Source organism: Dickeya poaceiphila (genome assembly GCF_007858975.2).
In the GTDB taxonomy this organism is placed as follows: domain Bacteria; phylum Pseudomonadota; class Gammaproteobacteria; order Enterobacterales; family Enterobacteriaceae; genus Dickeya; species Dickeya poaceiphila.
In genome coordinates this window covers 3,225,919-3,250,664 of record NZ_CP042220.2, presented here as the reverse complement: position 1 = coordinate 3,250,664, position 24,746 = coordinate 3,225,919, and the positions used below count along the sequence as shown (strand labels likewise).

27 protein-coding genes are annotated in these 24,746 nt (G+C 52.2%); 26 read left to right on the top strand and 1 reads right to left on the bottom strand.

The annotated features are described in order from the left end of the window. The first annotated feature begins 324 nt into the window (after positions 1 to 324). The 26 genes from Dpoa569_RS14525 to Dpoa569_RS14400 all read left to right on the top strand — a co-directional run bounded on the left by Dpoa569_RS14525 (position 325) and on the right by Dpoa569_RS14400 (position 23,772). On the top strand, positions 325 to 1,101 hold the full coding sequence (locus tag Dpoa569_RS14525; RefSeq protein ID WP_050569403.1) for a PFL_4669 family integrating conjugative element protein: 777 nt from the start codon (positions 325 to 327) through the stop codon (positions 1,099 to 1,101). After that, a complete protein-coding gene (locus Dpoa569_RS14520) occupies positions 1,098 to 3,122 on the top strand; it encodes a DNA topoisomerase III (RefSeq protein ID WP_042868977.1) in 2,025 nt (674 codons plus the stop codon). Before Dpoa569_RS14525 ends, Dpoa569_RS14520 begins: the two co-directional genes overlap by 4 nt. A 689-nt stretch (positions 3,123 to 3,811) precedes the next feature. Next, positions 3,812 to 4,288 carry an STY4534 family ICE replication protein gene (locus Dpoa569_RS14515; protein ID WP_042868979.1) on the top strand — a complete coding sequence of 159 codons (477 nt, stop codon included), beginning with the start codon at positions 3,812 to 3,814 and terminating at the stop codon, positions 4,286 to 4,288. 88 nt (positions 4,289 to 4,376) lie between these two features. Beyond that, positions 4,377 to 4,607 (top strand): hypothetical protein, encoded by a 231-nt coding sequence (locus tag Dpoa569_RS14510; RefSeq protein ID WP_042868982.1) that lies wholly within the window; start codon positions 4,377 to 4,379, stop codon positions 4,605 to 4,607. Between the two features lie 79 nt (positions 4,608 to 4,686). Continuing rightward, positions 4,687 to 5,217, top strand: a complete 531-nt coding sequence (gene ssb, locus Dpoa569_RS14505; protein ID WP_038913062.1) for a single-stranded DNA-binding protein — start codon at positions 4,687 to 4,689, stop codon at positions 5,215 to 5,217. A 119-nt stretch (positions 5,218 to 5,336) separates the two neighbouring features. Next, the gene (locus tag Dpoa569_RS14500) at positions 5,337 to 5,768 is read left to right on the top strand and encodes a DUF29 domain-containing protein (RefSeq protein ID WP_024108354.1); all 432 of its coding nucleotides are present in this window, start codon (positions 5,337 to 5,339) and stop codon (positions 5,766 to 5,768) included. 139 nt (positions 5,769 to 5,907) lie between these two features. Beyond that, complete coding sequence (pilL2, locus tag Dpoa569_RS14495) at positions 5,908 to 7,131, top strand: PFGI-1 class ICE element type IV pilus protein PilL2 (RefSeq protein ID WP_050569404.1); 1,224 nt, start codon at positions 5,908 to 5,910, stop codon at positions 7,129 to 7,131. Continuing rightward, a complete protein-coding gene (gene pilM, locus Dpoa569_RS14490; RefSeq protein ID WP_227983053.1) occupies positions 7,100 to 7,570 on the top strand; it encodes a type IV pilus biogenesis protein PilM in 471 nt (156 codons plus the stop codon). Before pilL2 ends, pilM begins: the two co-directional genes overlap by 32 nt. Before the next feature lie 10 nt (positions 7,571 to 7,580). After that, complete coding sequence (gene pilN, locus Dpoa569_RS14485) at positions 7,581 to 9,287, top strand: PilN family type IVB pilus formation outer membrane protein (RefSeq protein ID WP_050569405.1); 1,707 nt, start codon at positions 7,581 to 7,583, stop codon at positions 9,285 to 9,287. Positions 9,288 to 9,294: 7 nt separating this feature from the next. Beyond that, the gene (pilO2, locus tag Dpoa569_RS14480) at positions 9,295 to 10,572 is read left to right on the top strand and encodes a type 4b pilus protein PilO2 (protein WP_071604281.1); all 1,278 of its coding nucleotides are present in this window, start codon (positions 9,295 to 9,297) and stop codon (positions 10,570 to 10,572) included. Then, positions 10,559 to 11,056: a type IV pilus biogenesis protein PilP gene (gene pilP / locus Dpoa569_RS14475; RefSeq protein WP_042868988.1), complete on the top strand. Its 498-nt coding sequence runs from the start codon at positions 10,559 to 10,561 to the stop codon at positions 11,054 to 11,056. Before pilO2 ends, pilP begins: the two co-directional genes overlap by 14 nt. Before the next feature lie 10 nt (positions 11,057 to 11,066). Next, positions 11,067 to 12,623, top strand: coding sequence for a GspE/PulE family protein (locus Dpoa569_RS14470; protein ID WP_227983052.1), 1,557 nt, complete (start codon positions 11,067 to 11,069; stop codon positions 12,621 to 12,623). Beyond that, positions 12,613 to 13,200, top strand: a complete 588-nt coding sequence (locus Dpoa569_RS14465; RefSeq protein ID WP_128569683.1) for a restriction endonuclease — start codon at positions 12,613 to 12,615, stop codon at positions 13,198 to 13,200. The genes Dpoa569_RS14470 and Dpoa569_RS14465 overlap by 11 nt, the downstream gene beginning before the upstream one ends. Then, a complete protein-coding gene (locus tag Dpoa569_RS14460; RefSeq protein ID WP_128569684.1) occupies positions 13,178 to 13,633 on the top strand; it encodes a hypothetical protein in 456 nt (151 codons plus the stop codon). The genes Dpoa569_RS14465 and Dpoa569_RS14460 overlap by 23 nt, the downstream gene beginning before the upstream one ends. Then, positions 13,626 to 14,735: a type II secretion system F family protein gene (locus Dpoa569_RS14455; RefSeq protein ID WP_042868994.1), complete on the top strand. Its 1,110-nt coding sequence runs from the start codon at positions 13,626 to 13,628 to the stop codon at positions 14,733 to 14,735. The genes Dpoa569_RS14460 and Dpoa569_RS14455 overlap by 8 nt, the downstream gene beginning before the upstream one ends. Before the next feature lie 9 nt (positions 14,736 to 14,744). Beyond that, the gene (locus Dpoa569_RS14450) at positions 14,745 to 15,323 is read left to right on the top strand and encodes a type 4 pilus major pilin (RefSeq protein ID WP_042868995.1); all 579 of its coding nucleotides are present in this window, start codon (positions 14,745 to 14,747) and stop codon (positions 15,321 to 15,323) included. After that, a complete protein-coding gene (locus tag Dpoa569_RS14445; protein WP_456073099.1) occupies positions 15,323 to 15,811 on the top strand; it encodes a lytic transglycosylase domain-containing protein in 489 nt (162 codons plus the stop codon). Before Dpoa569_RS14450 ends, Dpoa569_RS14445 begins: the two co-directional genes overlap by 1 nt. Next, positions 15,808 to 16,461, top strand: a complete 654-nt coding sequence (locus Dpoa569_RS14440; RefSeq protein WP_042868997.1) for a prepilin peptidase — start codon at positions 15,808 to 15,810, stop codon at positions 16,459 to 16,461. Before Dpoa569_RS14445 ends, Dpoa569_RS14440 begins: the two co-directional genes overlap by 4 nt. Before the next feature lie 2 nt (positions 16,462 to 16,463). Continuing rightward, on the top strand, positions 16,464 to 17,705 hold the full coding sequence (gene pilV, locus Dpoa569_RS14435; RefSeq protein ID WP_042868999.1) for a shufflon system plasmid conjugative transfer pilus tip adhesin PilV: 1,242 nt from the start codon (positions 16,464 to 16,466) through the stop codon (positions 17,703 to 17,705). Between the two features lie 108 nt (positions 17,706 to 17,813). Further along, positions 17,814 to 18,722 carry a hypothetical protein gene (locus Dpoa569_RS14430; protein WP_050569406.1) on the top strand — a complete coding sequence of 303 codons (909 nt, stop codon included), beginning with the start codon at positions 17,814 to 17,816 and terminating at the stop codon, positions 18,720 to 18,722. Between the two features lie 10 nt (positions 18,723 to 18,732). Beyond that, positions 18,733 to 19,467: a TIGR03759 family integrating conjugative element protein gene (locus tag Dpoa569_RS14425; RefSeq protein ID WP_042873810.1), complete on the top strand. Its 735-nt coding sequence runs from the start codon at positions 18,733 to 18,735 to the stop codon at positions 19,465 to 19,467. Then, the gene (locus Dpoa569_RS14420; RefSeq protein WP_042869001.1) at positions 19,446 to 20,069 is read left to right on the top strand and encodes a transglycosylase SLT domain-containing protein; all 624 of its coding nucleotides are present in this window, start codon (positions 19,446 to 19,448) and stop codon (positions 20,067 to 20,069) included. The genes Dpoa569_RS14425 and Dpoa569_RS14420 overlap by 22 nt, the downstream gene beginning before the upstream one ends. Continuing rightward, positions 20,066 to 20,596: a PFL_4695 family integrating conjugative element protein gene (locus tag Dpoa569_RS14415; protein WP_042869003.1), complete on the top strand. Its 531-nt coding sequence runs from the start codon at positions 20,066 to 20,068 to the stop codon at positions 20,594 to 20,596. The genes Dpoa569_RS14420 and Dpoa569_RS14415 overlap by 4 nt, the downstream gene beginning before the upstream one ends. A gap of 2 nt (positions 20,597 to 20,598) precedes the next feature. Next, positions 20,599 to 20,925: a hypothetical protein gene (locus Dpoa569_RS14410; protein ID WP_038903528.1), complete on the top strand. Its 327-nt coding sequence runs from the start codon at positions 20,599 to 20,601 to the stop codon at positions 20,923 to 20,925. Beyond that, positions 20,915 to 22,999 carry a type IV conjugative transfer system coupling protein TraD gene (traD, locus tag Dpoa569_RS14405; RefSeq protein ID WP_042869005.1) on the top strand — a complete coding sequence of 695 codons (2,085 nt, stop codon included), beginning with the start codon at positions 20,915 to 20,917 and terminating at the stop codon, positions 22,997 to 22,999. Before Dpoa569_RS14410 ends, traD begins: the two co-directional genes overlap by 11 nt. Beyond that, complete coding sequence (locus tag Dpoa569_RS14400; RefSeq protein WP_038925512.1) at positions 22,999 to 23,772, top strand: TIGR03747 family integrating conjugative element membrane protein; 774 nt, start codon at positions 22,999 to 23,001, stop codon at positions 23,770 to 23,772. Before traD ends, Dpoa569_RS14400 begins: the two co-directional genes overlap by 1 nt. Positions 23,773 to 23,965: 193 nt before the next feature. Here Dpoa569_RS14400 and Dpoa569_RS14395 read toward each other — a convergent pair whose 3' ends face one another. Further along, positions 23,966 to 24,304, bottom strand: a complete 339-nt coding sequence (locus Dpoa569_RS14395; protein ID WP_128569685.1) for a hypothetical protein — start codon at positions 24,302 to 24,304, stop codon at positions 23,966 to 23,968. Positions 24,305 to 24,746: the final 442 nt, after the last annotated feature.

Genomic DNA, 24,746 nt, shown 5'->3' with positions numbered 1-24,746 from the left:
TCCGCTGTGCTGGTGAGCGATTCGGGATAATCAGGAAACGAACGGCACGTCTTGCTCAACGCCGTGGTGGTTAAGAAATAACCTTGTTGTGGGGCGCAACAAGTATAAAAAACAATCAATGTTGCTGTTGCCTGAGAGTTTGCCAGACAGGTGAGTGGCCTGTGATAATCGAATTGGTTAAAAAATAACCTTGCTGCGGGGCGCAGCAAGTACAAAAAATAACCTTATCATTAATCTGTTTTGCGCCGTTTTGATTTTCGTGTTGTTGGATGTGCATGAGATTCAACACTATTTCAGTCTGTGGTTATTTTAAAGGTAATCGATATGACTGAAAAAACTGAAAAAGATGAATTGCCGTCACGCGCCCGTGCTGGTGCGCTGGTTTCCGAGTTAAAAATAGAGCTCCACACCAACTACGCCATTTCTCTATGGGAAGGGCGCCGTGCGATTTTTGATGATAACAATTCGCGTGTGAAGTTCACGATCCCCAGTATGCCGATGTTTATCGCGGCAGCTGGACGAATTAATGACGCCTCACTGGCGGATAACCCGTTCGCAGATCACGTTCTGTACAAGTTAGACCTGTCTATTCAGTCCGCGTTTCTCAAGATGAATAGCTATGTCAGTACGCTGGATCGTGTGCTTGTGGCTGTGCCTGCTGGGGTCCACATTACTGACGTTGTCAGCCGCGAACCTCTTGATATTCAGGTTTTCAGCCGGACGCCCTTTGGTTATCGCTGTGTGTATTTGCTGGTCGGCTTTGATCAGTATGCTAAGAAAGTGCTTCAGGCATACCACTTTGGGTTTATCTCGCGTAATGAGCGTGATAATTATCTTTCAAATGGCTCGCGGATATTGCGTGCCATTTATGCCATTGTTCAGGGTTACCGCGCAGGACCCGTTACCCGGCAGGATGTGATGGACAACTCGGAGGCCTACCAAAAAGCGCTCAGTTCGTACCGTCTGAAAGAACTCAATCCCGCAATCCTCGACGGTAGCCGACGCGCATCGTTCTGTGCTCCACTGAACGATGAAATCCGCGCCAGGATGAAGGCGTTTCAGAGCCAGGGAGGACGTGACTCGGTTGGGGCACAATCATGAGGTTGTTTCTGTGTGAGAAGCCCTCACAGGGACGAGATATTGCTGCAGTACTTGGGGCGTCAAAGCGGGGTCAGGGCTTTTTGTCCGGCCCCGATACCGTGGTGACCTGGGCTGTTGGCCATTTGCTGGAAAACGCAATGCCAGAAGTGTACGGCGATCAATATGGCAAACCCTGGCGGCTGGACGTGCTGCCACTTCTGCCTCAGAAGTGGCAAATGGTGGTAAAGAAAGATACTGCTGACCAGTTTGCAGTAATATCCCGGCTGCTAAAGCAGACTGATGAAGTGGTTATTGCGACGGATGCTGATCGGGAAGGTGAGGTTATTGCAAGGGAACTGCTGGAACACTGCCGGTTTAACGGTGTGGTATCACGGTTGTGGCTGTCAGCACTAGATGAAGCGAGTGTGCGTAAGGCGCTCGCAAACATCCAGCCTGGGAACTCGACAGAGAATTTGTATTATGCCGGTCTCGGCCGCGGCAGAGCCGACTGGTTGATTGGTATGAACATCAGTAGGTTGTATACACTGAAAGCACGCGAGCTGGGGTACGATGGCGTGTTGTCTGTCGGCAGGGTACAGACGCCGGCACTGGCGCTGGTGGTCAATCGTGACCGACAGATTGCCTCTTTTGTTCCAAAACCGTACTTTCAAGTGCATGTTAAGCTGGAGTCGGGTGGCGTAGTGTTTCCGGCTGAGTGGGTTGCCGCTGCGGCGTATACCGACGATGAAAAGCGTTGTATTAATCAACCGGTAGCCGAGCAGGTTCGCCAGCTTTGCCTGAAGGTCGGAAAGGCAGTAATCCTGGATGTCGAAAAGAAACGAGAAAAAATACCGGCGCCGCTGGCGTTCAGTCAGGGGATGTTGCAGCAGGTCTGTGCGGAGCGTTTTGGGTATTCTCCGCAACAAGTACTGGATATCACCCAGGCGTTGTATGAAACCCACAAGGCGACAACCTACCCGCGAACCGATTGTGGTTACCTGCCGGAATCCATGCTGTCGGAGGTTCCGCACATTCTATCAGCATTACAGCAATCAGATCCGTCATTGGCCCCCGTCATTGCTTCTATTGACCCCTCGTTTCGCTCCCGTATATGGGATGACAAGAAAATCACCGCCCACCACGCGATTATACCTACACCGCATAAGTGCAATCTTGCCGGTATGAATGAAGCTGAACGGAATGTTTATACGTTGATCCGTACGCATTACCTGGCTCAGTTTATGCCTCTGCTGGAAATGGATGTAACCCGGGCATCATTCAATATCGGTGGGCAGCTATTCAGAACCAGTGGCCGGGTGACCGTTGTTCCAGGCTGGAAGACCTTGTTTGGCCAGGCGGCTGTATCAGATAGCGATGAACGTGATGATGAGGCGGCTGCTGTTTCTTTGCCGCCGCTGACGAAAGACGCCGTGTGTGGTATCCGTGGAGCTGAATTGAAGACGCTGAAGACCAAGCCTCCTCAGCCGTATTCATTCAAGACGTTGATTGCGGCAATGATGAACGCTGCTGGACTTGTTGATGATCCGGCATTGAAGAAAGTCCTGCGCGATAATGCAGGACTCGGTACCGAGGCCACACGGGCCGGGATTCTCGATGTATTGATGAAACGTGGCTTCCTGATTAAAAAAGGGAACCATTTACATGCGTCTGATACGGCCTGTGACCTGGTTGATGCGCTGCCTTCGGCATTAACGCAGGTGGGAATGACGGCGCTGTGGGAACAGGCGCTCGATGATATTGCGGTCGGAAAGATAACCCTTGATACGTTTGTTGATCGCCAGTTGAAATGGGTCAATCAACTGGTTGAGCAGGGTAAACAGCAGGTATTTACCATTCGTGTTCCGGAGCGCCCCAAATGTCCGTTGTGTGGTGGCCGAACGCGATTACGTAAAGGGCCTAATGGGACGTTTTATGGATGTGAAAATTATCCGACCTGTAAAGGGATTGTCGATTCTGGTGCTAATAATAAGCGCCGAAATCGTTCGGGGTCATCCAAGTCATTCAATAAAAAGCAGAATTGATTGATAATTAACTGATTGTGTAACGAGGGTGTTTCGGCTATCTTCATTTCGGCTCTGAAGAAGCTGAGTACACACCCCGTCGTTGCGGTCCCTGCCTGTTTTCTGTTTATATGCCAGGTTCAGGCTGTCGGAGCAACGTGATGAACCGCCTACCCACACACACCGGGCGAGTTTATGAGGCACCAAAACTCCGTGAAACCGGTGTCTGAGCCCTGCAGAGGGCGCTGCGGAGAGCATCATTTACAGCGATTCTGGTGAAAATTAGATTAAATAACGGCGCAGGTAGGTGACTACTCTGCGCCGTTATTTTTTTCGGCGGATGAATAATTATCCAACCCTACCACTGTTGACTTAACTTGTTCCCGGCTTAATGATTAAGGCGAACCTTCGTTGTCTTTCGACAACAGCCAATGTTCCAGTGGTTTGAGAGGAACGCCTTCGGGTAATCACGATAAATGAAGATCATCCGCATAACCCTCGACTGAGCGAGTTATGTGACCTGAAAGGTGATCGCCGTAACAGGTGGTAAAGCCGTTTAACCTTTGAAAACGGTGAATGCAACAGCATTTAAGGTCATATCAACTTAACAGTCAGCCTAAGCGCTTAGTCTGGCTTCCCTGCGGGAAACATTTTTCCCGTCGGGAATGAATGTTTTTCCGCATGACATCTTTTTACTCCGGAGAAACATCATGACTGCATCAAATTCAGCAAATGCTAAACCTCAGTATTTCAACATTAATACGACCGGCGTTGGGTATCTTTCTAATATCCGCCAAATTTCTGGCGATAAGGGAGCCTTTACCTGTGCCGTTATTCAAGCATTGTCTGGTCAAAAGGAGAATGCGTCGTATACCCGTATTGACGTTACCGTTGCTGGTAAAGATACGGTGGAGCTGGTCAATCGCTGTCAAAAAGCAGTTGACGAGGAACAACAGGTGCTAATTGGCTTTGTGCTCAGCGGCCTGTCTACCGAAATGTTCACGCTGAAAAGTGGTGAACATGCCGGTGAAGATCGTATCTCGCTTCGCTCCCGTCTGATCAAGATTGACTTTATCAAAATCGGGAAAGAGACGGTTTATAAGGCTGAAAAGTCTACGTCAACACCGCCGGCACAGGCACAGAACGGAACTCAACAGCAGAAACAATACGCTGCTAATTCCTTCTGAACCTGAACCGATTCGGAATCACACCATCAGGAACATACCACCTGATGGTGTGTTCCTCTTCAAATTTTGACTTTTTGAGGAATGAATCATGGCTCGCGGTGTTAACAAAATTACTCTGATCAGTTTCCTGGCAATAGTCTCGACGCTGAACGGTTTTTTGAGTCTGCCAGTAGTCTTTTGCTTGCTGATGTTGATTGTCACTATCGGTAACATCAACACACGGAAAGATGTGGTTGACTCAACTGAAAACTCTACGACGACATCGCTGGCACAGAATGAATCTCTGCAGGATAAACAATACCCTGCTGACTCATTCTGAACCGATTCGTAATCATACCATCAGGAACATACCACCTGATGGTGTGCTCCTCTTTAAACTTTTTTCCGAGGAATGAATCATGTCTGCACGCGGTGTTAACAAAGTAATCCTGATTGGCTTCCTAGGGCAGGATCCGGAAGTTCGGTCTATGCCAAACGGGACTGCAGTAACAGGATTTCAGATTGCAACGTCAGAAACCTGGCGTGACAAGCAAAGCGGGGAACAGAAAGAGCGGACCGAATGGCATCGTATCTCTCTGTACGGCAAATTGGCTGAGATTGCTGGGCAATATTTACGTAAAGGCTCACAGGTCTATATTGAAGGCCAGTTGCGTACCCGTAAATGGCAAGACAATAACGGCGTTGATCGCTGGACGACTGAAGTTGTTGTGTCTCAGCAGGGCACTATGCAAATGCTGGGCAAAGCCAATGAGGGTAACCAGAATGCAGCAAGCAGTTGGGGACAACCTCAGCAGCCTGCCGCACCGGCAATGAGCGGAACGCCGACTCAATCCATGGGGAATGAACCCCCGATGGATTTTGACGACGACATACCGTTCGCCGGCCTCGGCCTGGCAATGCCAAATCATGCGCTTTATGCCATTTCCTGAACATTCAACATGCTTACAAAACGCCGGTTTCCCGGCGTTTTGCTCTTTTTGACTAACCTTTTTTTCTCTGACAGACTCAGTGCATCAAGATGGTATGCCTGCGGCTCAGGGGAGGATATATGACAATCCGTTATGACAATGACTTTTACGGCTGGACTCAGGAACAGGCGAGTTTATTACGCTCTGGCCGTCTGGCTGAGTTAGACGTTCATAACCTGCTGGAGGAAATCGAAGCGATGGGGCGAAGCGAACGACGGGAGCTGGAGTCCCGGCTTCAGGTGTTGTTTATGCATCTGCTGAAGTGGGAATACCAGCCGAGCCATCGTGGAAAAAGCTGGCAGTTAACCATAGAGGAGCAGCGCCGCAAAGCAACGCGTGTTCTGTCCGAGAATCCGAGCCTCAAGTCCCGGCTCCAGGATATTATCGCTGATGCCTATGGGGATGCGGTAATTGGTGCCGAACGTGAAACCGGCCTGAATCGTGGATTATTTCCAGCTAACTGTCCCTGGTCGTTTGAGCAGGCGGTTAATCCCGATTTTTATCCAGAATAAGAATACGTAGTCTTTTTTCATGATAACGCCGGTTTTCCGGCGTTTTTTTATCTTTTACATACATAGTTTAGCGTTGTCCGTTATTGACCGCTGGTCAGAATACAGTCTCATTTCGAGAACAATCTGACGGTGGAACTGGATGGAAAAAACGTTAATTTTGTCAGCGCTTTCGCTGCCGCTATTGCTTTCTGCGTGCGCTGAAACTCCCCAACCATCGCCCTATCGGGTTCCTCCCCGCGTAAATGATATCTATCAACGCTCACCTGAAGTGGTGCGTTATGATCGCTATACACTGGTCAATACCCGGCCAGCTGATTCTCAGCGTGACCCGCTCAATCAGATTGTCGATATCACGATGCCGGCATCTATAGTCAGATCGGTCGGCGACGGATTTCGTTACCTGCTCCTTGAATCAGGTTATTCACTCTGTCCATCCGGTTCTCCCGTTTTCTCTGAGTTGCTAAGCCGCCCACTTCCAGCTGTTCAACGGTCTATCGGTCCCGTTCGCCTTAGCGAAGCATTGCAGATTGTTGCCGGTCAGGCATGGCGACTGCGCATTGATGAAGTGAACCGCGAAATCTGTTTTGTACTCCGTGATGAATACCGCTCATTTGCCGTATCCACACCCGTTGTTGCTACCACAAAAACCGTTTCTGCACCCGTTCCTACAACTGCTGCTGCGACCGTTCAATCACCGCAGAAATTCTTGCTGAAACCAGACTCCCAGCCGCTGCCACCGTTACCCTCGGCTAAAACACTGAGCACTCAGTCCTCGTCCACAGTTGCTGCTTCAACAGCAACAACAGCTGCGTCGGCACCGGTTAAATCATTTGATTTACCGCCGTATAACCCGAACCAGAAGATCAGTGCTAACTCTGCACCGAAAGCTGCGCCGAAAGCGTCAGTGGTAACGCCTCGTACTCCCACCACGTCATTGCCTCCGGCACCGGCGGCACAACCTCAGTCTGCTCGTCCCGCACAAACGCAAACGCCTGTTGCAGCAAGTGTTCAACCGGCTGCTACTCCCCCTGTGCCTGCGAAACTGTCTTCATCACTGGTGCCAGCAGCACAGACAGGACCGACATGGAAAGCTGATGTTGGTTCGACTCTGAAAGAGACGCTGACGAAATGGGCCGCACAGGCCAAATGCGATACGAACGGCGGTAACTGGGTTGTTATCTGGCCGGTGGCTGTCGATTACCGCATCGATGCGCCGCTGTCTTTCCACGGCAATTTTGAATCCGTACTGGTTCAGATTTTTGATCTGTATCGGCGTGCTGAGAAACCGTTGTTTGCCGAAGCCAGCAGGATGCAATGCCTGGTTTCTGTCAGTGATACGCCCGTTTCAGGGGCTGGTCGCTGAGATGGGCTACGCCATTGCCGCTATAGCGACGGTCTTTATGTTGCTGGTCAGCAGCGTCCAGCTTCGGGATCGCAATCAATACGCCGCACAGATTGAAGTCTATACGGCAGCGTTTGTGGCGTCGGACATGCTGCGTATCGCTGACGCAATAAACAATTGGCGTTACACCCGGAGCCTGCCTGACGGTGAACTTTCACTCAGCCAGTTCAGTCTGGTTCCGGCACCGGATAGTCGTATCCATGCCGCGATGAGCGGCGGCCGACTGTGGATCTGGAGCGCTGATATGCCTGGGCTGGTTCCGGCCCTTTCACGTCTTTCTACCCGTTCCGCCCTGGCACTCACGGTGACCCGTGGGCGACTGCTCATGGCGGACGGTACCGATATGAATCTTGCTCTTCCGACCGGTGTGGCGGAAGGCGATGTTGTTTACCTGAATTAAGGAGTACCGGATGCCATCCAGCCGTGTTCAGCATTTTTTTCGTCGGGCGTCCGTCAGTGTGGCCGTCTCGATGATCCTCGCCGGGTGTTCGCTTTCTGAAATCAACAAGATAGATAGAGCGGCTGCAGGTAGTGCGGATACCGCTCAGCGCATAGCCCAGAGCCGTCAGGATATTCCCCACTCTGCTGTGGTGTGGTCCGATAAGCCCTGGGTCAATCTCAAGCCGATCACCTCTGTTGTGGCGACCCCTGAAGATAAATCGGCGTTGCCACCCTGCCAGATTGTCATTAACCGTCCTGACGGCATAACACTGCCGGAACTGGCGCAGCGTATCACGGCATTGTGCGGTGTGAGAGTCACTATCACTCCGGATGCGCTTCAGTCGCTGTCATCAGGTAACGTCGGTTATACCCAGACACAACAAATGAGCGGCACGCTGCCTGCGCCGAGCGATAACGGTCGGGTACCGTTGACGCAGATGGGTTCTACGCAGACGCAGCCTCAGTCCGCTATTACGTCTGTAGCCACATTACCTGGCCTCAAATGGCAGGGAGAGTTGGATGGACTGGTGGATTTGATTGCCAGCCGATTTGGATTGTCTGTGCGTAAAGAACAGGGAAACATCATTTTTTACCAGCTCGATACTAAAACGTATCAGTTGGTGATCCTCAATACAAAAATTGACAGCTCTGCGTCGATTAACTCCGGTTCAAGTAATCAGCAAGGTGCGGGGAGTGGCAGTGCATCCGGTGCAACAGGTGAGGCCAGTTCTGCTCAAAAGACCGGTACTGATTTGAATAGCAACCTGTACGAAGATATACGCAATACGGTCGATAAAATGCTGACACCAAAAAGCTCACCGAATCCTGGGCAATTCTGGTTGTCATCCGCTACAGGTACGCTGACGGTAACGGATAGGCCTGAAGTACTGGAGCGCGTAGGACGTTATATCGATTACCAGAACAAGGTGCTTAATCGTCAGGTACAGCTGAATATACAAATCCTGAGTGTGACGCAGACCCGTAACGAAGAGCTGGGGCTGGATTGGGGATTGGTTTACAAGTCTTTGCACAATGTCGGTGCCACGCTGAACGGCAGTTTCACTAATGCATCATCAACGGCAGGAACTTCCGGTTTTTCGATATTGGATACGGCTTCGGGCGGTGCAGCGCGTTTCTCTGGTTCGCAGTTGCTGATGAAAGCTTTGTCTGAACAGGGGAATGTCAGTGTCGTGACTAGTCAGTCCCGGGCGACAACCAATCTGACCCCAGTACCGTATCAGCTATCAAACCAGCAGGGGCTTCTGACCAGTTCCAGTTCTACCGCTACGGCGAATGTTGGTGTGACGTCAACCATGACGACAACGAACATAACAACCGGGCTGTTTATGACGATGTTGCCGTTTATCCAGGACAACGGTGACGTGCAGTTACAGTTTGCGTTCAGCTATACCTCACCGCCAACCATCGAGAAATTCATCAGCCGAGATGGTAACTCACGCAACGATGTCGCCAATACGTCGACAGAGGCCACAATCCAGAAAGTCAATATGAAGGCTGGTCAGACGTTGATTTTGACGGGGTCTGATCAGCAGACAGCCTCAGCTGATCGGCAGGGAACCTTTACTCCAGGGAATTTCATTCTTGGCGGCGGTCAGAATGGATCAAAGAAGCGTACCACGTTGGTCATCATGATCACGCCGTTCCTGCTGAGTTGAGGTACACATGAAACAAAAAAATACACGAACAGTTGGCACGTTATTGTTGGATAACCGTCAGGGGTGGGTTGCCGGGTTGCGATGGGAGAATCACCAGGCGACGGACTGGTTACGTCGTCTGTCTGTCCGGCAGCAGGACACGCATGTGATATTTACCGGACGTCAGCCCTCTCGCATGGTCGGCTATGTCAGCCTGGCGAAACGGCGGCGTCGTTTGCCGTTGTATGCGCTGGCCATGGCCTTTCTGCAACAGGCCGGGGCCAACAGCTATGGCATCTACCGGCTGAGTGATGTCGATGATTGCTGGGTATTTCTGGCCACGGTGCAGGGGCGTTTGTCAGTCATGGCCGACGTGGTGGGGACGCGTCAGGATGTCGAGCTGGCACAGCAGCATTTTCTGGATTTTAACGAGTCTGGTGACGACGGCTTTTCCTGCTGTGCGTCGGTAGATGACCCACAAGACTGGTCGGTATTGATTCAGGGGCTGAGCCGCCGTCAGTTACGTCAGTCACGCCTGCGACAGAACGTGTCACCGGTCAGAGTGGTCGCACTCACATTAGTGGTCAGCCTGGTTTTGACCGGGCTTTATCTCTGGCGTGAAGAGGCGGCTAAAAAAGCACAGCAGGCAGCCGCATTGGCTGAGTTACGCGCTCGTCAGGCGTTGTTGCCCACCAAACCGGCGGAGCCGCAAAAAGCGCCGCATCCCTGGTCACGGATCTTGCCTGCCTCGGTTTTTTTGAACCAGTGCTGGTTTACTCGAGAATCACTGCAGGTTTCTGTGGTTGGCTGGCGTCTGACTAATGCCGAATGTGTTCCAGGGCAATTGCGGCTGCGGTATGCCGCCACACCAGGTAGTACCTTGGTTGATTTCGCCCGACGTGTTCGTGAGCTATTTGGCTATTCTGCTCATTTCAACCTGTTGGAGGGGGGGCAGAGCGGTGACGTTTTCATCCCATTGGCCGAAGAAAGAATGGACTTTCGTGATGAGGATGTACCAACTGTGGATGAGCAGTTGATGCGGTTTATCGCCCATCTGCAGCGTCGGCGTATCAGTGTGCAGTTTACCGAAGTCAAGCCGCCAGAGCCGGTCCCGGGCGCACAGAATATTCCACTGAAACAGGACTGGCGTGAGTTCACCTTTTCCCTCAATTCCCGTCTGGCTGCCGAATGGCTGTTGGCTGATGTTGATGACACCGGTCTGCGTCTGACCAGTATTGCCATTACGGTGAGTCCACAGTCGCAATTTACCTACACGATCAAAGGGAGCCTGTATGCGCAAAAATAACCCGACATGGCCGGTGGGGTGCCTGGCTCTGTTCCTTTTCACCGGCTCTTTACCTGTATGGGCTATGGATGACGGCGGCAATGTCACCATGGGTGAACTCGAGACAGCGCAGGCGCGAAATATGCTGCTTGAGCAGCAGGTTCAGACTGCACGCCTGCAGCGTCAACTGCGTGAGAGCCAAACTGACGCGGCAACGGCGATGACATCCATTCCATCGACATCATCGTCGATGCCGGTATCGCCGTCCATGACACCTTCATCGCCATTATCGACAGCACGGGAGAAAGCTGGCACCGAGTCTTCAACGGTAAAACTGCAGGAAATCTATGGGCGTGGTAATCAGTTACGCGCCCGCATTCTGCTGCCTCGCGGTGGTGTCACCGAAGTGGCTGCAGGGGATCCCATTCCTGGTACGAAATCGCACGTTCAGTCGATAACCTCAACGGCCGTCAAGTTGAGTGACGGCTCCGAACTGTCGTTCTGAGGAGTAACCCATGCCAGCAATGCAGCAAGTAGATAAAGACATTCTGGACTTTGTACTGGTGGAAACGCCGACGTTGGGGGCCACCAGACTGGTTATCGACATTAACCGGCGTGGAGATGAACGTATTCAGCGCTGGGTGATGGATCAGCGCAAGAAGAACCAGCGAGTTGAAACCGAATTTGTGCCGTTGAGTGAGATTAGCTCACGGCGTTTACAGTTGACGATTCCGTCACCTGATGCAACAGGTGATCTCAGCGAGTCGCAGAAAAAAGTCGTTGCATATCTGACACTGGCAGAACAGCACGCTGCGTCAGACATCCATTTTACCATCAGCCGTGATCTCAACCTGACGATTATTGAGATGCGTGTTCACGGCGAACTCTATGTCATTGACGAATTGACAGCTGAAGAAGGTCGGACGCTGGTATCCACAATCTACCTGTCGATGTGTGATATCCACGAAACCAGCTTTTATGACAACAAGATACAGTCAGGGCGTATCGATGCCCTGTATGCGCGGCGTGCCGGTCTGTATGGCGCACGCTATGAGCACAAACCGACTGCTGACGGTCTGTATGTGGTACTACGAACGATTCTTGATGACAGTGACCAGGTGCCTACGCTGGCCGATCAGGGATTTCTGCCGGAGCAGGCAAAAGAGTGCCAGTACATCTTGCGTCAGCCAGAAGGCATGGTGGTGCTGTCCGGCCCTACGGGATCGGGTAAGTCGACCACGCTACGTGTGTTCAGTCGGATGTGGCTGGATCAGTATCAGGGGCGGCGGCGTCTGCTGACACAGGAGTATCCCATTGAGGGACGTACTGCCGGTGCTGTTCAGACGCCAGTGATACCGAAAAGCCAGTCTCCAGATGATGTTGCGCAAGCCTGGAAAGATGGTGATGCATCCCTGTTGCGTCTTGACCCTGACGGTATTGTAAACGGTGAAATGCGTGAGTATCACTCGCTGATGTCGGGTATTTATGCCTCGCAGACCGGGCATCTGCTGATGTCCACTTTGCACAGTAACAGCGCAGTCGGCATTCTCTCGCGTATGGCCGTGATGGGGGTTGACCGGCATCTGATCGCCGATGCGCAACTGATGGTTGGCCTCATTAGTCAGCGGCTGGTTCCGGTGTTGTGTCCACATTGCCGGGTTTCCTGGCATGACAAAGTGCCGGAATTGGGTGATGAAACTCGTGCTCGGCTCGAACGGTGGTGTAATGAGCCCGGTATCTGCACCCCGGAGCAACTTTACTTTCGAAACCATGAAGGGTGCCCCCACTGTCAGAAGACGTTGGAACTGACCGGTCGTATCGTCAGCCGTGGGGTAATTGGCCGGACGGCGATAGCGGAAGTCATTCGCCCGGATGCTCGTTTTATGTCGCTATGGCTGTCGCACGGTAATGCCGTAGCCCGTCAGTACTGGCTGAACCGAGGTGGCATTAGCCGTCGTCTACATCTGCTACGTCGGCTGGCCGAAGGACGGGTCGATCCGGTGGAAGGGGATCGTGTCTGCCCGCTTGATGAAGATGCGGTGCTAGCGAGTGAGGTTCCCCATGCCGCTTGAGCTGATGGCGGTTCTTTTTGTTCTCGCGGGTATTGCACTTTTCATTACGTATCCGTGGTGTCGGCGTGAAAAAGCCAGCACCCGGCGTCATCGTCGTTATCGTTCCAGTGCTGAACGTGTTCTGATGAGACTGCCGACATTAGCCGGTGATGGGCAGCGATTGGCTTATCTGCGACGTGTTAGCCCATATGTCTTTGAGGAGTTGCTATTGCTGGCTTTTGAACGTTATGGGTTACAGGTGATCCGTAACGTTTCATACAGTGGCGATGGTGGCATTGATGGGCAGGTATTTATCCATGGACGGCGCTGGCTTATTCAGGCCAAACGTTACAAAAACGCAATATCCCCACACCACGTTAGCGAGTTTTCACAATGCCTAATACAACATCAGTGTGGTGGTTTCTTTATTCATACCGGGCGAACGGGGAATAAAAGTTGGAAATATTCATCAGAATGGCGTCATGGCAATACTGAACTCTTCATTATCAGTGGGAACAGGTTATTGGCGTTATTAGCAGGTAAACCGAATTGGATAAATACTATTGGAGTAAAACATGAAAAGACAAATATTAAGTGAATTTGTACGGTATGCCATATGTGTATTAAGAATTACTTTATTTTGGCCCTCACTTTTATTGGGCTGGCTCTTTCTTTGCGTAATTTTTATTAAATCACTATCAATGGGTTTGGAGGGGTTTTATCTCCATAAACTGGAAATTGATGCGAAAGCCTTTCAGACCGTATCCGCCGGATATGTTATGACGGAGCATTGTGCGGTGTTATCCCCGGAGATGTCAGTCGATAATTGTACGAATGTTTCCAAACCGTTATCTGATGTAGCGAATGAATCCGCTCATGAGTTGAAGGCAATGTACTTCGCATTGTTACTCCTCTCGATGGCCATTGATGGCCTGGCAACGCTTATCTATAGCCGATATATACAAGTGAAGTACTACGCACCTGGTATTTATTCTGATTCAGGGGCAGGGCATGGTGGTTCTAATGTCTGATGCTTTTCATCCAGAACGCCCGATGAATATCGGACGACGGTTGCGTTATTACCTGGTTCGTCATTCGTTTACCAGCCGTTACCGTCAGCCGTTCTACGAAACGCTGCGTTTTCTTCTGGATAACAAGACTCCGCTGGCTGAAGCGCTGCAGATGATCGGTGATGTGCATACTGATTTCGGACGCCGGTGGAATCCGTATATCGAGCTGGTAGACGACTGTCTTGAGGCGTTGAGTGATAACCGTGCGGGCCGCGAACTGCAAGACGTACTGGCAGTATGGGCGCCGAGCGAAGAGGCCGCATTGATCAGTGCCGGGATGCAAAGCGGTGGCTTACCTCGTGCGCTGATGCAAGCTGACAAGTTGATTATGGCGAGGCGGCGGATCCTGCTCCAGGTCTTGTTTGCGTCGATTTACCCGCTGGTATTGGTAATCCTTGGCGGGGCGCTGCTGGCTGTCAATAACCTGATGCTTGTTCCCACACTGAGTACGATGTCAGACCCGAAAAACTGGTCCGGCGCATTGGGCCTGATGAACTCCATCGCCACCTGGACATCCGAATGGGGCGTGGTAGCGGGGGCCGGAGGTGTGTTGTTAGTGATCGGGGTGACCTGGTCGTTACCACGCTGGTGTGGCCAACTGCGCAGACTGGCTGACTATGCTCTGCCGTGGTCACTGTACAAAGACCTGCAGGGGGCGGTGTTCCTGATGAATGTTGCAGCGTTGCTGGGTGCCGGTGTGCCTGAGCTAAAAGCGCTGCAGGTCCTGCATAGCTACGGCTCTGCATGGTTGCAGGAGCGGCTGGAAGCGGCGATGGACTGCATGACTGAAGGTGATGCACTGGGCATGGCACTGCGTCATTGTGGCTATCGTTTCCCGAGTCAGGAGGCCGCCAACTATCTGTCGCTGCTGGGTAAGGGGGACGGTGCGTCCACGCTTATCAGCAACTATGCCGACCGCTGGCTGGAGCAGGCTCTGCAGCAGGTCGCCCGTCGTGCCAATACCGCCAAATTTTTTTCCCTGCTCCTGATAATCACTTTCTTCTTACTCATCATTGAGATGGTGATGCAGATTCAGGACATCGTCTCATTATCTGTCCATTAAGGAATACCTATGTCAGTTTCAGTTAATCAACGTCCACATCGTGGCTGGGCGCTTCTTGAACATGGTGCAGTCGCTGTACTCATCATCATTGTCGTGGCCTATGTGGCATCCAAGTTGTGGGACCTGTGGTTTAAAAAGGACGTTGCTGTTGAAACCACTAACATTCAGACCCTGGTATCGAATGGACGTGCAATGAAAAGCAGTAGTGGCTACAACTTTACCAGCGGTACCACCATGACCGGGACGTTGATCCAGGTGGGTGGGGCACCCAAAGGGATGACGGTGCAGGGCACCGCATCATCGGGCACCGCAACATTGTGGAACTCCTACGGTGGCCAGGTGGTGATGGCACCTGTCGCCACTAGCGGGTTTAACAATGGTTTTTCGGTTTCGTATCCGCGAGTTCCGCAAGCGGATTGCATCTCCATTGCCCAGCAACTGGGAGCTGGTGGAGCATTTGCCAGTATCACGATCAACAGCACGGCGTTTAGCGACGGTGCAGTGTCCGCCGAAGATGCCGGCAAGGCGTGCCAGGCCGATAGTGGTCGTACCGGCAATAACACGCTGGTCTTTACTGTTAACGGTTGATGATGATGTGGTATGCGGCCTTGCTTTCCGTCCTGCTGGCTCTGGTATCGCCGTCGGCACGTGCATTCTGCTTCGAAGCGGCCGGCGAAAAATACCATATCGATCCGCTGTTGCTGCTGGCGATAGCCAAGGGAGAGAGCTCACTTAATCCTGCCGCAGTCAATATCAATCGTGACAAAGTCACGCGGCGGGAGGTCAGCCGGGACTATGGGCTGATGCAGGTCAATTCAACAAACCTGCCTGGCCTGATTAAACAGGGCATCATCAGCGGGCCGGACGATCTGCTCTCCCGCCCGTGTCTTAACGTACAAATCGGCACCTGGATACTGGCCCGCCATTTCCAGGTGTGCGGCATCTCGTGGAACTGTCTTGGTTCGTACAACGCGGGTTTTCGCCAGGACAGACACGAAAGCCGCGAATCCTATGCCAACCGCATTTATGCTATTTATCGCCAACTGCTGCGTGAACGGCGTGGGATCGTACTGTGACGCTGATTACGCTGGCCCTGCCATGGCCGCTGATGGTACCGATTTTTGTGCTCTCTCTGACTGCACTGCTGGCTGTGTCCGGACAGGTGCATTATTTCCTGGCTGAACAGCACTCTGTTGAGCTGTGGTGCAGACGAACGGCATTGCGCTACGCCTGGCTACATGCCGGTGTACTGACGCTCATCATCATGGCACCAACTGATGGCCTGACGCGGCTGCTGTGGACGTTTTTCTGTCTGTTCGTTTTCCGTATGTCCCTGACAGATCGCCTGTCCGGCTGGCTGCCGAGTGATTTTACCTGGAGCTGCCTGCTCGCCGGCATTCTTGCCGCTGTGATGCAGTCGCAGGGGCTGGTCAACCTCGCAGCGGCCGCAGTGCTGGTGTGTGCGAGTGCGTTACTGCGCTGCGTCGGCTCCCGGTATGCCGGACAGGAGGTTATTGGCCTTGGTGATGTGTGGCTGACCGGTGCGCTCGGTGCCTGGCTTGGCTGGATGCCAGCGTTGCAGGCATTGTTGGCTGGCACTGGTGGATTTGTCCTGTGGCAACTGGCTGGCCGTCAATCCCACGGAGGGCCATTGGGGCCCTGGCTGTGCTGGGGTGGCCAGTTGCTGATGTTGCAGATGCTGTATCAACCTTTACTGACGTGGTGAACATGAACATTTCAACCAGAAAAACGCCGGATCGTGGCTGGGCCATTATGAGTACCGGTGTCTCGCTGATTATTCTCGTTATCGTGGCTATATGGGGAACTACCAGGTGGAATGACTACCTGCAGCAGCGGGAATGGCAGGTAGTCGCGGCACAGACCAGTCGATTTACCGTGGCGGTAAAAAGCTATGCCGCCAGGTATTACGACACATTGTTGAATTCGGCCACGACAACTGCACCGGTGGTGATCACTCCTGCCATGCTCAAGAGCACTGGTTTTCTGGAAGCCGGATTCAGTGACACCAATTCATCCGGTCATACATACCGCGCAGCCTTCATTCGCAATGCGACCAACACCAGCCAGTTGCAGGCTCTGGTGTTCACTCAAGGTGGGGTAGGGCTACCGTTTCTGGCATTACGACAGATTGCTATCGATATTACCAATGGATTGGGAGGCTATATCTGGGATGGCGCCAATGCGACCGGTGCGATGAACAGCTGGAGTGTGCCGCTCAGCAGTTTTGGCGTTAGCACTACCAATGGCCATATTGTTGCGTTACTGACCACGGACGAACTCGGAGCTGCAAGAAACGAAAACGATCGGTTATACCGGTTCTCCGTCACAGGAAAGCCGGATTTAAACAAAATGCATACCGACATCGACATGGGAGGCAATAACCTCAATAACGTCAATGCAGTCAATGCGCAGACCGGGAATTTCAGCGCCAATGTTGCAGCTGGTGGAGCGGTTACTGCAGGAGAGAATATCACAACAACGAATGGCTGGTTTGTCTCTCGTGGGAACAGTGGTTGGTTGAACGAGACCCACAACGGTGGTTTTTATATGTCTGATGATGATTGGGTGCGATCGGTGAATGACAAGAGCATTTACACGGGTGGTCAGGTACTGGGCGGTAGTGTTCGTGCGAATGGGCGACTGAGTGCGGGAGGCGTTTTGAAGCTTGACGAGATAAACACGCCGGGTGCTGTATGCCCAGAAAATGGGACGATTAGTCGTGATTATTCAGGGGGGGTGTTATCGTGTCAAAATGGTGTCTGGAAGGGGGCGGCATCACTGAATAACAATGGATGTCAGTGGATTCAGGCTCCTAACGCGTTTGATTTTATACATGGCTACAAAGTGGCGCAGTGTCCCGCAAATTGGGTTATGGCTGGTACTCGCTGGTATCAAATCATGTCAGCAGTCGATGATGAACATGTCGATGCATACTGCTGCCCTCTCTAACGAATCTTAACCACGTTAATAATGAATTTTGGCTCGTCATAACATGTCAGATTTAGCACTGTAGCGCGACAGTAGTCAGCTATTTGCTAAATGCTAAAGGATGTTGTTATGACGACCGAAACACTCACCGAAGCGGAAGCCGCTATTTCGTTTTCGGTTGAGGAGCCCGCCGTTTCTCCTGCCGTCTCGTCGCTACCCGATGAGAAGCCAGTAAAAAACGGGTTTATCTTCCGGCAGAGCCGTGAAAGTAAATCCACTCCTCCTTTTGCCTCGCTTCTGATGACTATCTGGCGTGTTGGTAAAGTGGTCATCATCACTGCGAGTCTGGCTTGCAACGCTTATCTGCTCAATGAGCTGAGTCTGCAGCAAATCAGAATGACATCGCTCGAAGCGGCTTTCCGGGCGGGGAATCTGAGCAAGCTGTCAGAGTCTATCGCGACAATTGAAGGGCGGCTAACGGGCTTTTCTGCTGAGTTTCTATCTCGTCAGGATGCACAGGCCCTGGCTGACCGGTTAACGACAGTTGAGCAATCGCGTAACGCGGTGCAACAACAGGTTGCTGAAAATACACAGAGTATACAGCGTCTGAGTACCGCGCAGGCGGCAGAACGGCAAGCGCTGGAAACGTTGCAGTTGCAGTTTAATGCCCTGTCTGACTGGAAAGAACAGTGGTCAAAAATGACCGCTGACCGCAAAGCGGAAAAATCCGCCACGACGTCGACGACAGAAGGTGCCTCAGCTGCCAAAGAGACCGTAAAAAAAAAGTCCCTGACTCGGGGACCTCGCATTAGAGAGTATGATAAATCGCTGTCTCCACCTTTCGTCGTGAATGGTGTGGAGCGCCGGGGCGGGCAGATGTTTCTGGTCGCATCGCCTGCCGATGCGCCGACATCATTATCACAGGTTCGTCTCTTATCTCCCGGCGACAGCCTTTCCGGCTGGACACTGACGGCGGTTGATGGTGGCCAGGCTCACTTCACCGTCAACGGCCATTCCCAATCTATTCCCCTGAGGTAACACCATGATCATGAATTATAAATCCAGGAAACTGGCCGGCGGCGTATTGCTGCTGTCCGTTTGTTCGATAGCGCTGGCTGCAGATAAACAGGATTCCAGTGTTCAGCAGTCTCAGTCACTTTCATCCGAGTTGCAGTCGATTGTCCGTGAAGAGCAGCAACGTCAGGCCAGTGCGTGGGGGTTGAGTGCAAACGAATGGCAGCGCTACCAGCAACTGATGAAGGGACCGCGTGGTGTGCAGTCACCAGGGCTTGATCCGCTGACGGCGTTGGGGATTGAAAGCGACAATCCGACCGACCGCCGCAGACTGGCTGAGCTGTGGGTAAAGCAGGAGTTCCAGCGTACTGAAAAAGAGTTGGCGTTTCAGCGTGAAGTGAATGCGGCGTGGACGCGCCTGTACCCGAATTCACTGGCCGTCAATATGGGTAATGCCACAGGTATCGCTCATGACACATCGGGGCGACTGGCTCTTTTTGTGCAGGACAACTGTTCGCGTTGTGATGCGCGTCTCGCCGCTATCCTGGCTGATAACAGGCCGGTAGACATTTACTTGGTCGACAGCAATGGCAGTGATGACAAGGTGCGTAACTGGGCGATAGCCCACCGGATACCGGTTGATCGGGTGCGCAGCCGGCAGATTACCCTGAACCATGACAAGGGGTTATGGATGCAGTATGGCCAGGGGCAAATGCCTGTGGTCTTGCAACAAGGGGAGAACGGCGGATGGCAAATTGCGGCGTTTTAATCACTTTGTTGTTTTCTCTGATGATGCCGTTGACATCATCGGCAACTGACTTTGTCCTGGATATTCCCTGGGCTTACCAACAGATTGCGCAGGACGAGCGGGTCCCGGTTGAATCTCTTTACTCGTTGGCGTTGGCTGAAAGCTCCAAAAAGCTGGCAGGGGGGCGGGTACGTCCGTGGCCATGGACGATTAACGTTGCGGGGACGGGATATCGCTATGAGACCCGTGAGAAAGCGATGGCGGCGCTGTTGTCATTTATCCGGGTGTATCCCCTCAAACGCATTGATGTCGGTATTGCCCAGGTCAATCTCGGCTGGAACGGTCATCTTTTCCCATCGTTACACGATGCGTTTGATCCCTATCTCAACCTGCGTGTGGCGGCACGACTGCTGCGCGCCTGTTACGACTCCAGTCCCGGAAGTTGGCTCCGGGCTGCAGGGTGTTATCACCATCCCGCCGGCGGACAGGCGGCCCGGGTGTATATGGCCATCGTTCGCAGCAAGCTGGATGCGATGGGGGATACCCGTCAGAAAACGAAACCCCTTTCTGTGGCGTCTGCCACGTCTTTGTCCCAGTTGACCTGGGTGGAGCCCGGTAAATGATCCGTATTCTGTTGTGTTCTCTTTGTTTTGTTGTGCCGGCTGCCGCTATGGCGTTGACGGTGGTGGCGGACCTGGGGGGAGAGTCGACCGATCGCTATTTTTCGGCAATTAACCCGGTTCAGGATGAGGTTCGTATGCCGGAAAACACGCCTCAAACTGGGTTGATCCGGCGGACGTTCGTGTCGTCCATGATGCCAATTCGTACCCCAGAATTGTCCCCTGGCGTTGAGACGGAACGAGCGGTATCGCTGCCGGGTATGCAACCGCTATTTCTGTTTGGGGATGATCAGCGCTCTCTGGCGATATTGCGTCACTGCTATCCACAACTCAAAGAAATGGCGGCTACGGTACTGATGGTCAGTGTACCGGATGAGAGTCTGTTCCGGGCTATCCAGGCTGATTACCCGGATATCACTATTTTGCCGGTTAATGGCAGCGATCTGGCCAGACGTCTGAAGTTGTCGCACTACCCGGTCCTGGTCACCGCCGGTGCTATTGGACTGAGCGGCTGTGGGAAGGGGAAATAATCATGATGTATTACCTGTCGCGTTTTTTTCTGCTCTTTGGTGTGACGAGCGGCCGGGAGGCCATGATTTTTGTGTTTAAAGCAGTGCTTCTTTTCCCGTTATTTGGGATCGGATGCCTGGTCGTTATCCCGCTGCTGTTGTTCTCGCTGCATGATTATTTCCTCTATATCAGGGCATTTTTTGAAGATGAGCATATTGCTGACCTGCTGATGCATTACTGGTTGGGTTTCCTGCTGTTTTATCTGGTGATCCAGTGGATCTTTACTGTGAATGTGAATGCGAACAGTCGAATCGTCGAGGCCTCGGGGGTATCGCGCCATGAGCCATAAATATGTGATTGAATCGCTGTTGCGGCCAGCCGTTGAGCTGAATACGGCCATTGTCGCCAGCTGTGCGACTTGTCTGTGCCTGACTGCTCCCTGGTCGATTGCACTGGCCCCGTCTGTCAGTTGGGTGCCTGCGGTCGGATTTGGTGTACTGGCGATGAAGAGGACGAGGGAGGGACTGCGGATATTGCGTTATCGCCGTAATATCCGGCGCCTGCCGCGTTACGTTGTGTCCAGTCATCAAATTCCGGTCAGCCATAAACGGTTATTCCTGGGGCGTGGTTTTGCCTGGACGCCGATACATACCCAGCGAGTGATGGAGGCGCGTCGGCCAGAGCTGGCTCATTTTGTCCAGCCCGGGGCGCTTTATCGGGCGGCCCGATCACTGGAGCAGCGATTTGAACATGTGCCGGCATTATGCAAGTTGACGCGATGGGATTCGCCGCTGAACCCGGCACGCCCTTTGCCGCCGGTGGGGGGCAGCTCGATTTACCACGGTGTGGAGCCGGATGAGCAGGATGTCAGCTATGACCTGGGAGAGCGTGTTGGTCATATGCTGGTGATTGGGACCACCCGCGTTGGCAAGACCCGACTGGCTGAATTGTTGATCACGCAGGATATACGTCGGGGGGACGTGACTATCGTCTTTGACCCGAAAGGGGATGCTGACCTGCTGCGGCGTATGTGGGCAGAAGCCCGGCGATCCGGCCGGGAAAATGAATTTTATGTGTTTCATCTGGGCTGGCCAGACATCAGCGCCCGCTATAACGCCATTGGGCGGTTCAGCCGCGTGTCAGAAGTTGCTTCACGTATCTCAGGGCAGTTGTCCGGGGAGGGCAATTCCGCGGCATTTAAAGAATTTGCGTGGCGTTTCGTCAATATCGTTGCTCGCGCGCTGGTGGCTCAGGGGCAGCGCCCGGATTACACCCTGGTGTTGCGTTATGTGACCAACATCGGGGAATTGTACGAGAGCTATGCGGAGAGCCTGCTGGCCAGAGTGGCCCCCCAGTTGCTGATAGACGCGGAGAACCTGCTGTCCACGCTGGACGAACGTAACCTTCCCCGCAATTTGTCCGGGCAGCCGAACGCAATGAAAGTCTGGGCGCTGGAAACCGTGCTCGGCAGCGAGGCGGCCAAGGCACTGGTATATGATCCGGTACTGGATGGGCTGCGCTCCGCGGTGCGCTATGACCGTACCTATTTCGACAAGATAGTTGCGAGTCTCCTGCCGTTGCTGGAAAAACTCACCACCGGTAAGACAGCGGGGCTGCTGTCACCGGATTACGACGATATGGACGACCCCCGCCCCATCTTCAACTGGCTCGATGTTATCCGTAAGAAAGGCGTTGTCTACATTGGCCTGGATGCGCTGTCCGATGCGGCGGTGGCATCGGCGGTCGGCAATTCCATGTTTGCCGACCTTGTTTCTGTAGCTGGCCATATCTACAAATTTGGTCTCGGCGAAGGGTTGGACAATACCGAGAAAACCCCGATTAACCTCCACTGTGACGAATTTAACGAATTGATGGGCGACGAGTTCATTCCCTTGATCAACAAAGGCGGGGGCGCAGGGATACAGGTTTCTGCATATACACAGACGGTCTCTGATATTGAGGCTCGCATCGGCAGTGCAGCGAAGGCGGCGCAGGTTGTAGGCAACTTTAACTCGCTCATCATGCTGCGTGTTCGTGAGAACACCACCGCCGAGCTGCTCACCAGTCAGTTGCCTGAAGTCGACGTCTATACCAAGACGCTGATGTCTGGTGTGACGGATGTGTCTAACCCGGAGCATGGCAGCGATTTCACCAGTAATGTTCAGGATAGCGTGAGCTCAGTGCGGATGCCGATGATAACGCCGGCAGATGTGATCAACCTGCCGAAAGGGCAAGCTTTTGCGTTACTTGAGGGGGGCAAGTTGTGGAAGATTCGGATGCCGTTGCCGGCATCCGAAAATGATCCCTTGATGCCGGAGAGCATCGAGAAAATAGCGGAATACATGCAGCGTAACTACAGAACGGCGGAGTCCTGGTGGTCTGAGCCTGGCATAGACGCGCCCTTGAGCCAGGGAGCGGCGTGATGGCACAGACGCAACAACAATCACAGCAACAGCGGCCTGCCGCTCCACCGAAACAGTCAGGGCCGATCATGTTTCTGCTCTGGGATTTGCCGTGGAAACTGGTGGGGATTTTTCTGGCGGCGTGGCTGGTCAGCATTATTGTTGAGTTTGCCTGCATGACGCTGATTTGGCCGACAGCTGGGGCGGAGCATAGCCGTGAAGTTCTGCATACAGAAAGCGCCTACTTATCAGAAGGCTTTACCCGCAGTTTGTTGATGTCGGAACCGGTTATCACGATGAATCACGTAGTGAACCGGGTCTATCAGTGGGGGTTTGTTGATACCGGCTTTATTAGCTGGCTGAACGGCAGTGCGGCTCCCCAAACGGCAGCAGGCCATCGTCGTGGTGAGCTGCTGGAGGCGATTAGCCAGACAGGAAGATCCCTGGCGATGTGGGTGGGGGAGTACCTGGAGGCGATGATGTACGTGACGCTCATCTACGTCATCCGGGTGTGCATCCTCGTTCTCTCAATCCCTCTCTTTGTCCTGGTCATAATCACCGGGGTTGTAGATGGGCTGGTTCGGCGCGATTTACGGCGCTACGGCGCCGGTTATGAATCCAGTTTTCTTTATCACCATGCCAAACGCTTTATCAAACCAGCGTTCTACGGTCCGACCATGCTCTATCTCGGCTGGCCAACGGCTGTATGGCCGAATCTGCTGATTTTGCCTGCCGCAATACTGCTGGGGGGAGTTATCTCGGTGACGATGGGCGCATTTAAAAAATACCTGTAGTGAGGAGTTTATGATGGATAGTAATTCCACTGCTGAGATTGAATAGATCGGTGATGTTAAATGTGTGGCTAATTCTGTTTCTTATGCAAACACTGTCGCAATCGAAGTTGAGTTAGCCACACTGGTTCATCTGTTTTTGATTTATTTAATAATTAGTTTGATTATTATTTTACAATGAGTTGGTCTAGTTTGTTTATTCTCCGCAGGTCTCACTTACATTTGCCCAAACAAATGTTGTATTCGGTTTTGTCGTTTGCTCTTCCTCGTGAGACTTTCCGTTATGAGTGTCACACATAGGGATAATATATGGATGTTTTTTATAGTCTTCATTTTTAGCGTATGGTCTTAACACATGAGCACCAACTAAATCATCTGTTTCCTTGCATCCTTTAATAGAACAACTATTGGCTTTCTTTCCGCTATAATTTTCCCAATGCTTAATCCATGTTTTACAGTTTGGATCGGTCTTTCTTGATGAACCCTTTTCATTCCTTACTGTAACTGATTCTTCCATAAGATAACTTACTTTCATTTTTATCTCTCTATGTCAAAAATACTTTTTCGTATTTGTTTGTACTGAGCTGTGCAAATTAAGTATTCCCTGAGATTAGTGTCCAGGAACTATCGTATGGAGGTGGTAAATCTAGATTTTTAAAAAGACCTCAAGCTGAAACCACTGAAGAGAAGTGGTTTTTTCGACTCGAGCTTACTAGCGAACACTCTAGGCTTACTCCTTTTTTATACCAATATGATGCGTTAAACATTACGACAGTAAAATAAATAATTTCGCACATTGATTATTGGTCCAGCATAACACTATGTGTTCAGATAAAGTGTTACGGCAGCAAGTCTAAATAACTTTGTATAATAGCGCTACACCTGTGTGAGTTAATCCCCCCACTTGCGCAGACCTCGCACGATGAGAAGTGAAGCATCAATGTGCGATGCTGTTTGTCATATTAATGGAGTCCGTG

Excerpts from the sequence above, each read along its gene's own strand:
- Dpoa569_RS14445 (WP_456073099.1), top strand. The coding sequence starts at position 15,323 with ATGATGATGTGGTATGCGGCCTTGCTTTCCGTCCTGCTGGCTCTGGTA.
- pilO2 (WP_071604281.1), top strand. The coding sequence starts at position 9,295 with ATGAAACAAAAAAATACACGAACAGTTGGCACGTTATTGTTGGATAAC.
- Dpoa569_RS14525 (WP_050569403.1), top strand. The coding sequence starts at position 325 with ATGACTGAAAAAACTGAAAAAGATGAATTGCCGTCACGCGCCCGTGCT.
- Dpoa569_RS14510 (WP_042868982.1), top strand. The coding sequence starts at position 4,377 with ATGGCTCGCGGTGTTAACAAAATTACTCTGATCAGTTTCCTGGCAATA.
- Dpoa569_RS14460 (WP_128569684.1), top strand. The coding sequence starts at position 13,178 with ATGAAAAGACAAATATTAAGTGAATTTGTACGGTATGCCATATGTGTA.
- Dpoa569_RS14520 (WP_042868977.1), top strand. The coding sequence starts at position 1,098 with ATGAGGTTGTTTCTGTGTGAGAAGCCCTCACAGGGACGAGATATTGCT.
- Dpoa569_RS14415 (WP_042869003.1), top strand. The coding sequence starts at position 20,066 with ATGATCCGTATTCTGTTGTGTTCTCTTTGTTTTGTTGTGCCGGCTGCC.
- Dpoa569_RS14515 (WP_042868979.1), top strand. The coding sequence starts at position 3,812 with ATGACTGCATCAAATTCAGCAAATGCTAAACCTCAGTATTTCAACATT.
- Dpoa569_RS14470 (WP_227983052.1), top strand. The coding sequence starts at position 11,067 with ATGCCAGCAATGCAGCAAGTAGATAAAGACATTCTGGACTTTGTACTG.
- Dpoa569_RS14465 (WP_128569683.1), top strand. The coding sequence starts at position 12,613 with ATGCCGCTTGAGCTGATGGCGGTTCTTTTTGTTCTCGCGGGTATTGCA.
- Dpoa569_RS14395 (WP_128569685.1), bottom strand. The coding sequence starts at position 24,304 with ATGAAAGTAAGTTATCTTATGGAAGAATCAGTTACAGTAAGGAATGAA.
- Dpoa569_RS14450 (WP_042868995.1), top strand. The coding sequence starts at position 14,745 with ATGTCAGTTTCAGTTAATCAACGTCCACATCGTGGCTGGGCGCTTCTT.
- Dpoa569_RS14430 (WP_050569406.1), top strand. The coding sequence starts at position 17,814 with ATGACGACCGAAACACTCACCGAAGCGGAAGCCGCTATTTCGTTTTCG.
- Dpoa569_RS14410 (WP_038903528.1), top strand. The coding sequence starts at position 20,599 with ATGATGTATTACCTGTCGCGTTTTTTTCTGCTCTTTGGTGTGACGAGC.
- Dpoa569_RS14425 (WP_042873810.1), top strand. The coding sequence starts at position 18,733 with ATGAATTATAAATCCAGGAAACTGGCCGGCGGCGTATTGCTGCTGTCC.
- Dpoa569_RS14420 (WP_042869001.1), top strand. The coding sequence starts at position 19,446 with ATGGCAAATTGCGGCGTTTTAATCACTTTGTTGTTTTCTCTGATGATG.
- pilP (WP_042868988.1), top strand. The coding sequence starts at position 10,559 with ATGCGCAAAAATAACCCGACATGGCCGGTGGGGTGCCTGGCTCTGTTC.
- ssb (WP_038913062.1), top strand. The coding sequence starts at position 4,687 with ATGTCTGCACGCGGTGTTAACAAAGTAATCCTGATTGGCTTCCTAGGG.
- pilV (WP_042868999.1), top strand. The coding sequence starts at position 16,464 with ATGAACATTTCAACCAGAAAAACGCCGGATCGTGGCTGGGCCATTATG.
- Dpoa569_RS14400 (WP_038925512.1), top strand. The coding sequence starts at position 22,999 with ATGGCACAGACGCAACAACAATCACAGCAACAGCGGCCTGCCGCTCCA.
- pilL2 (WP_050569404.1), top strand. The coding sequence starts at position 5,908 with ATGGAAAAAACGTTAATTTTGTCAGCGCTTTCGCTGCCGCTATTGCTT.
- Dpoa569_RS14455 (WP_042868994.1), top strand. The coding sequence starts at position 13,626 with ATGTCTGATGCTTTTCATCCAGAACGCCCGATGAATATCGGACGACGG.
- traD (WP_042869005.1), top strand. The coding sequence starts at position 20,915 with ATGAGCCATAAATATGTGATTGAATCGCTGTTGCGGCCAGCCGTTGAG.
- Dpoa569_RS14500 (WP_024108354.1), top strand. The coding sequence starts at position 5,337 with ATGACAATCCGTTATGACAATGACTTTTACGGCTGGACTCAGGAACAG.
- pilN (WP_050569405.1), top strand. The coding sequence starts at position 7,581 with ATGCCATCCAGCCGTGTTCAGCATTTTTTTCGTCGGGCGTCCGTCAGT.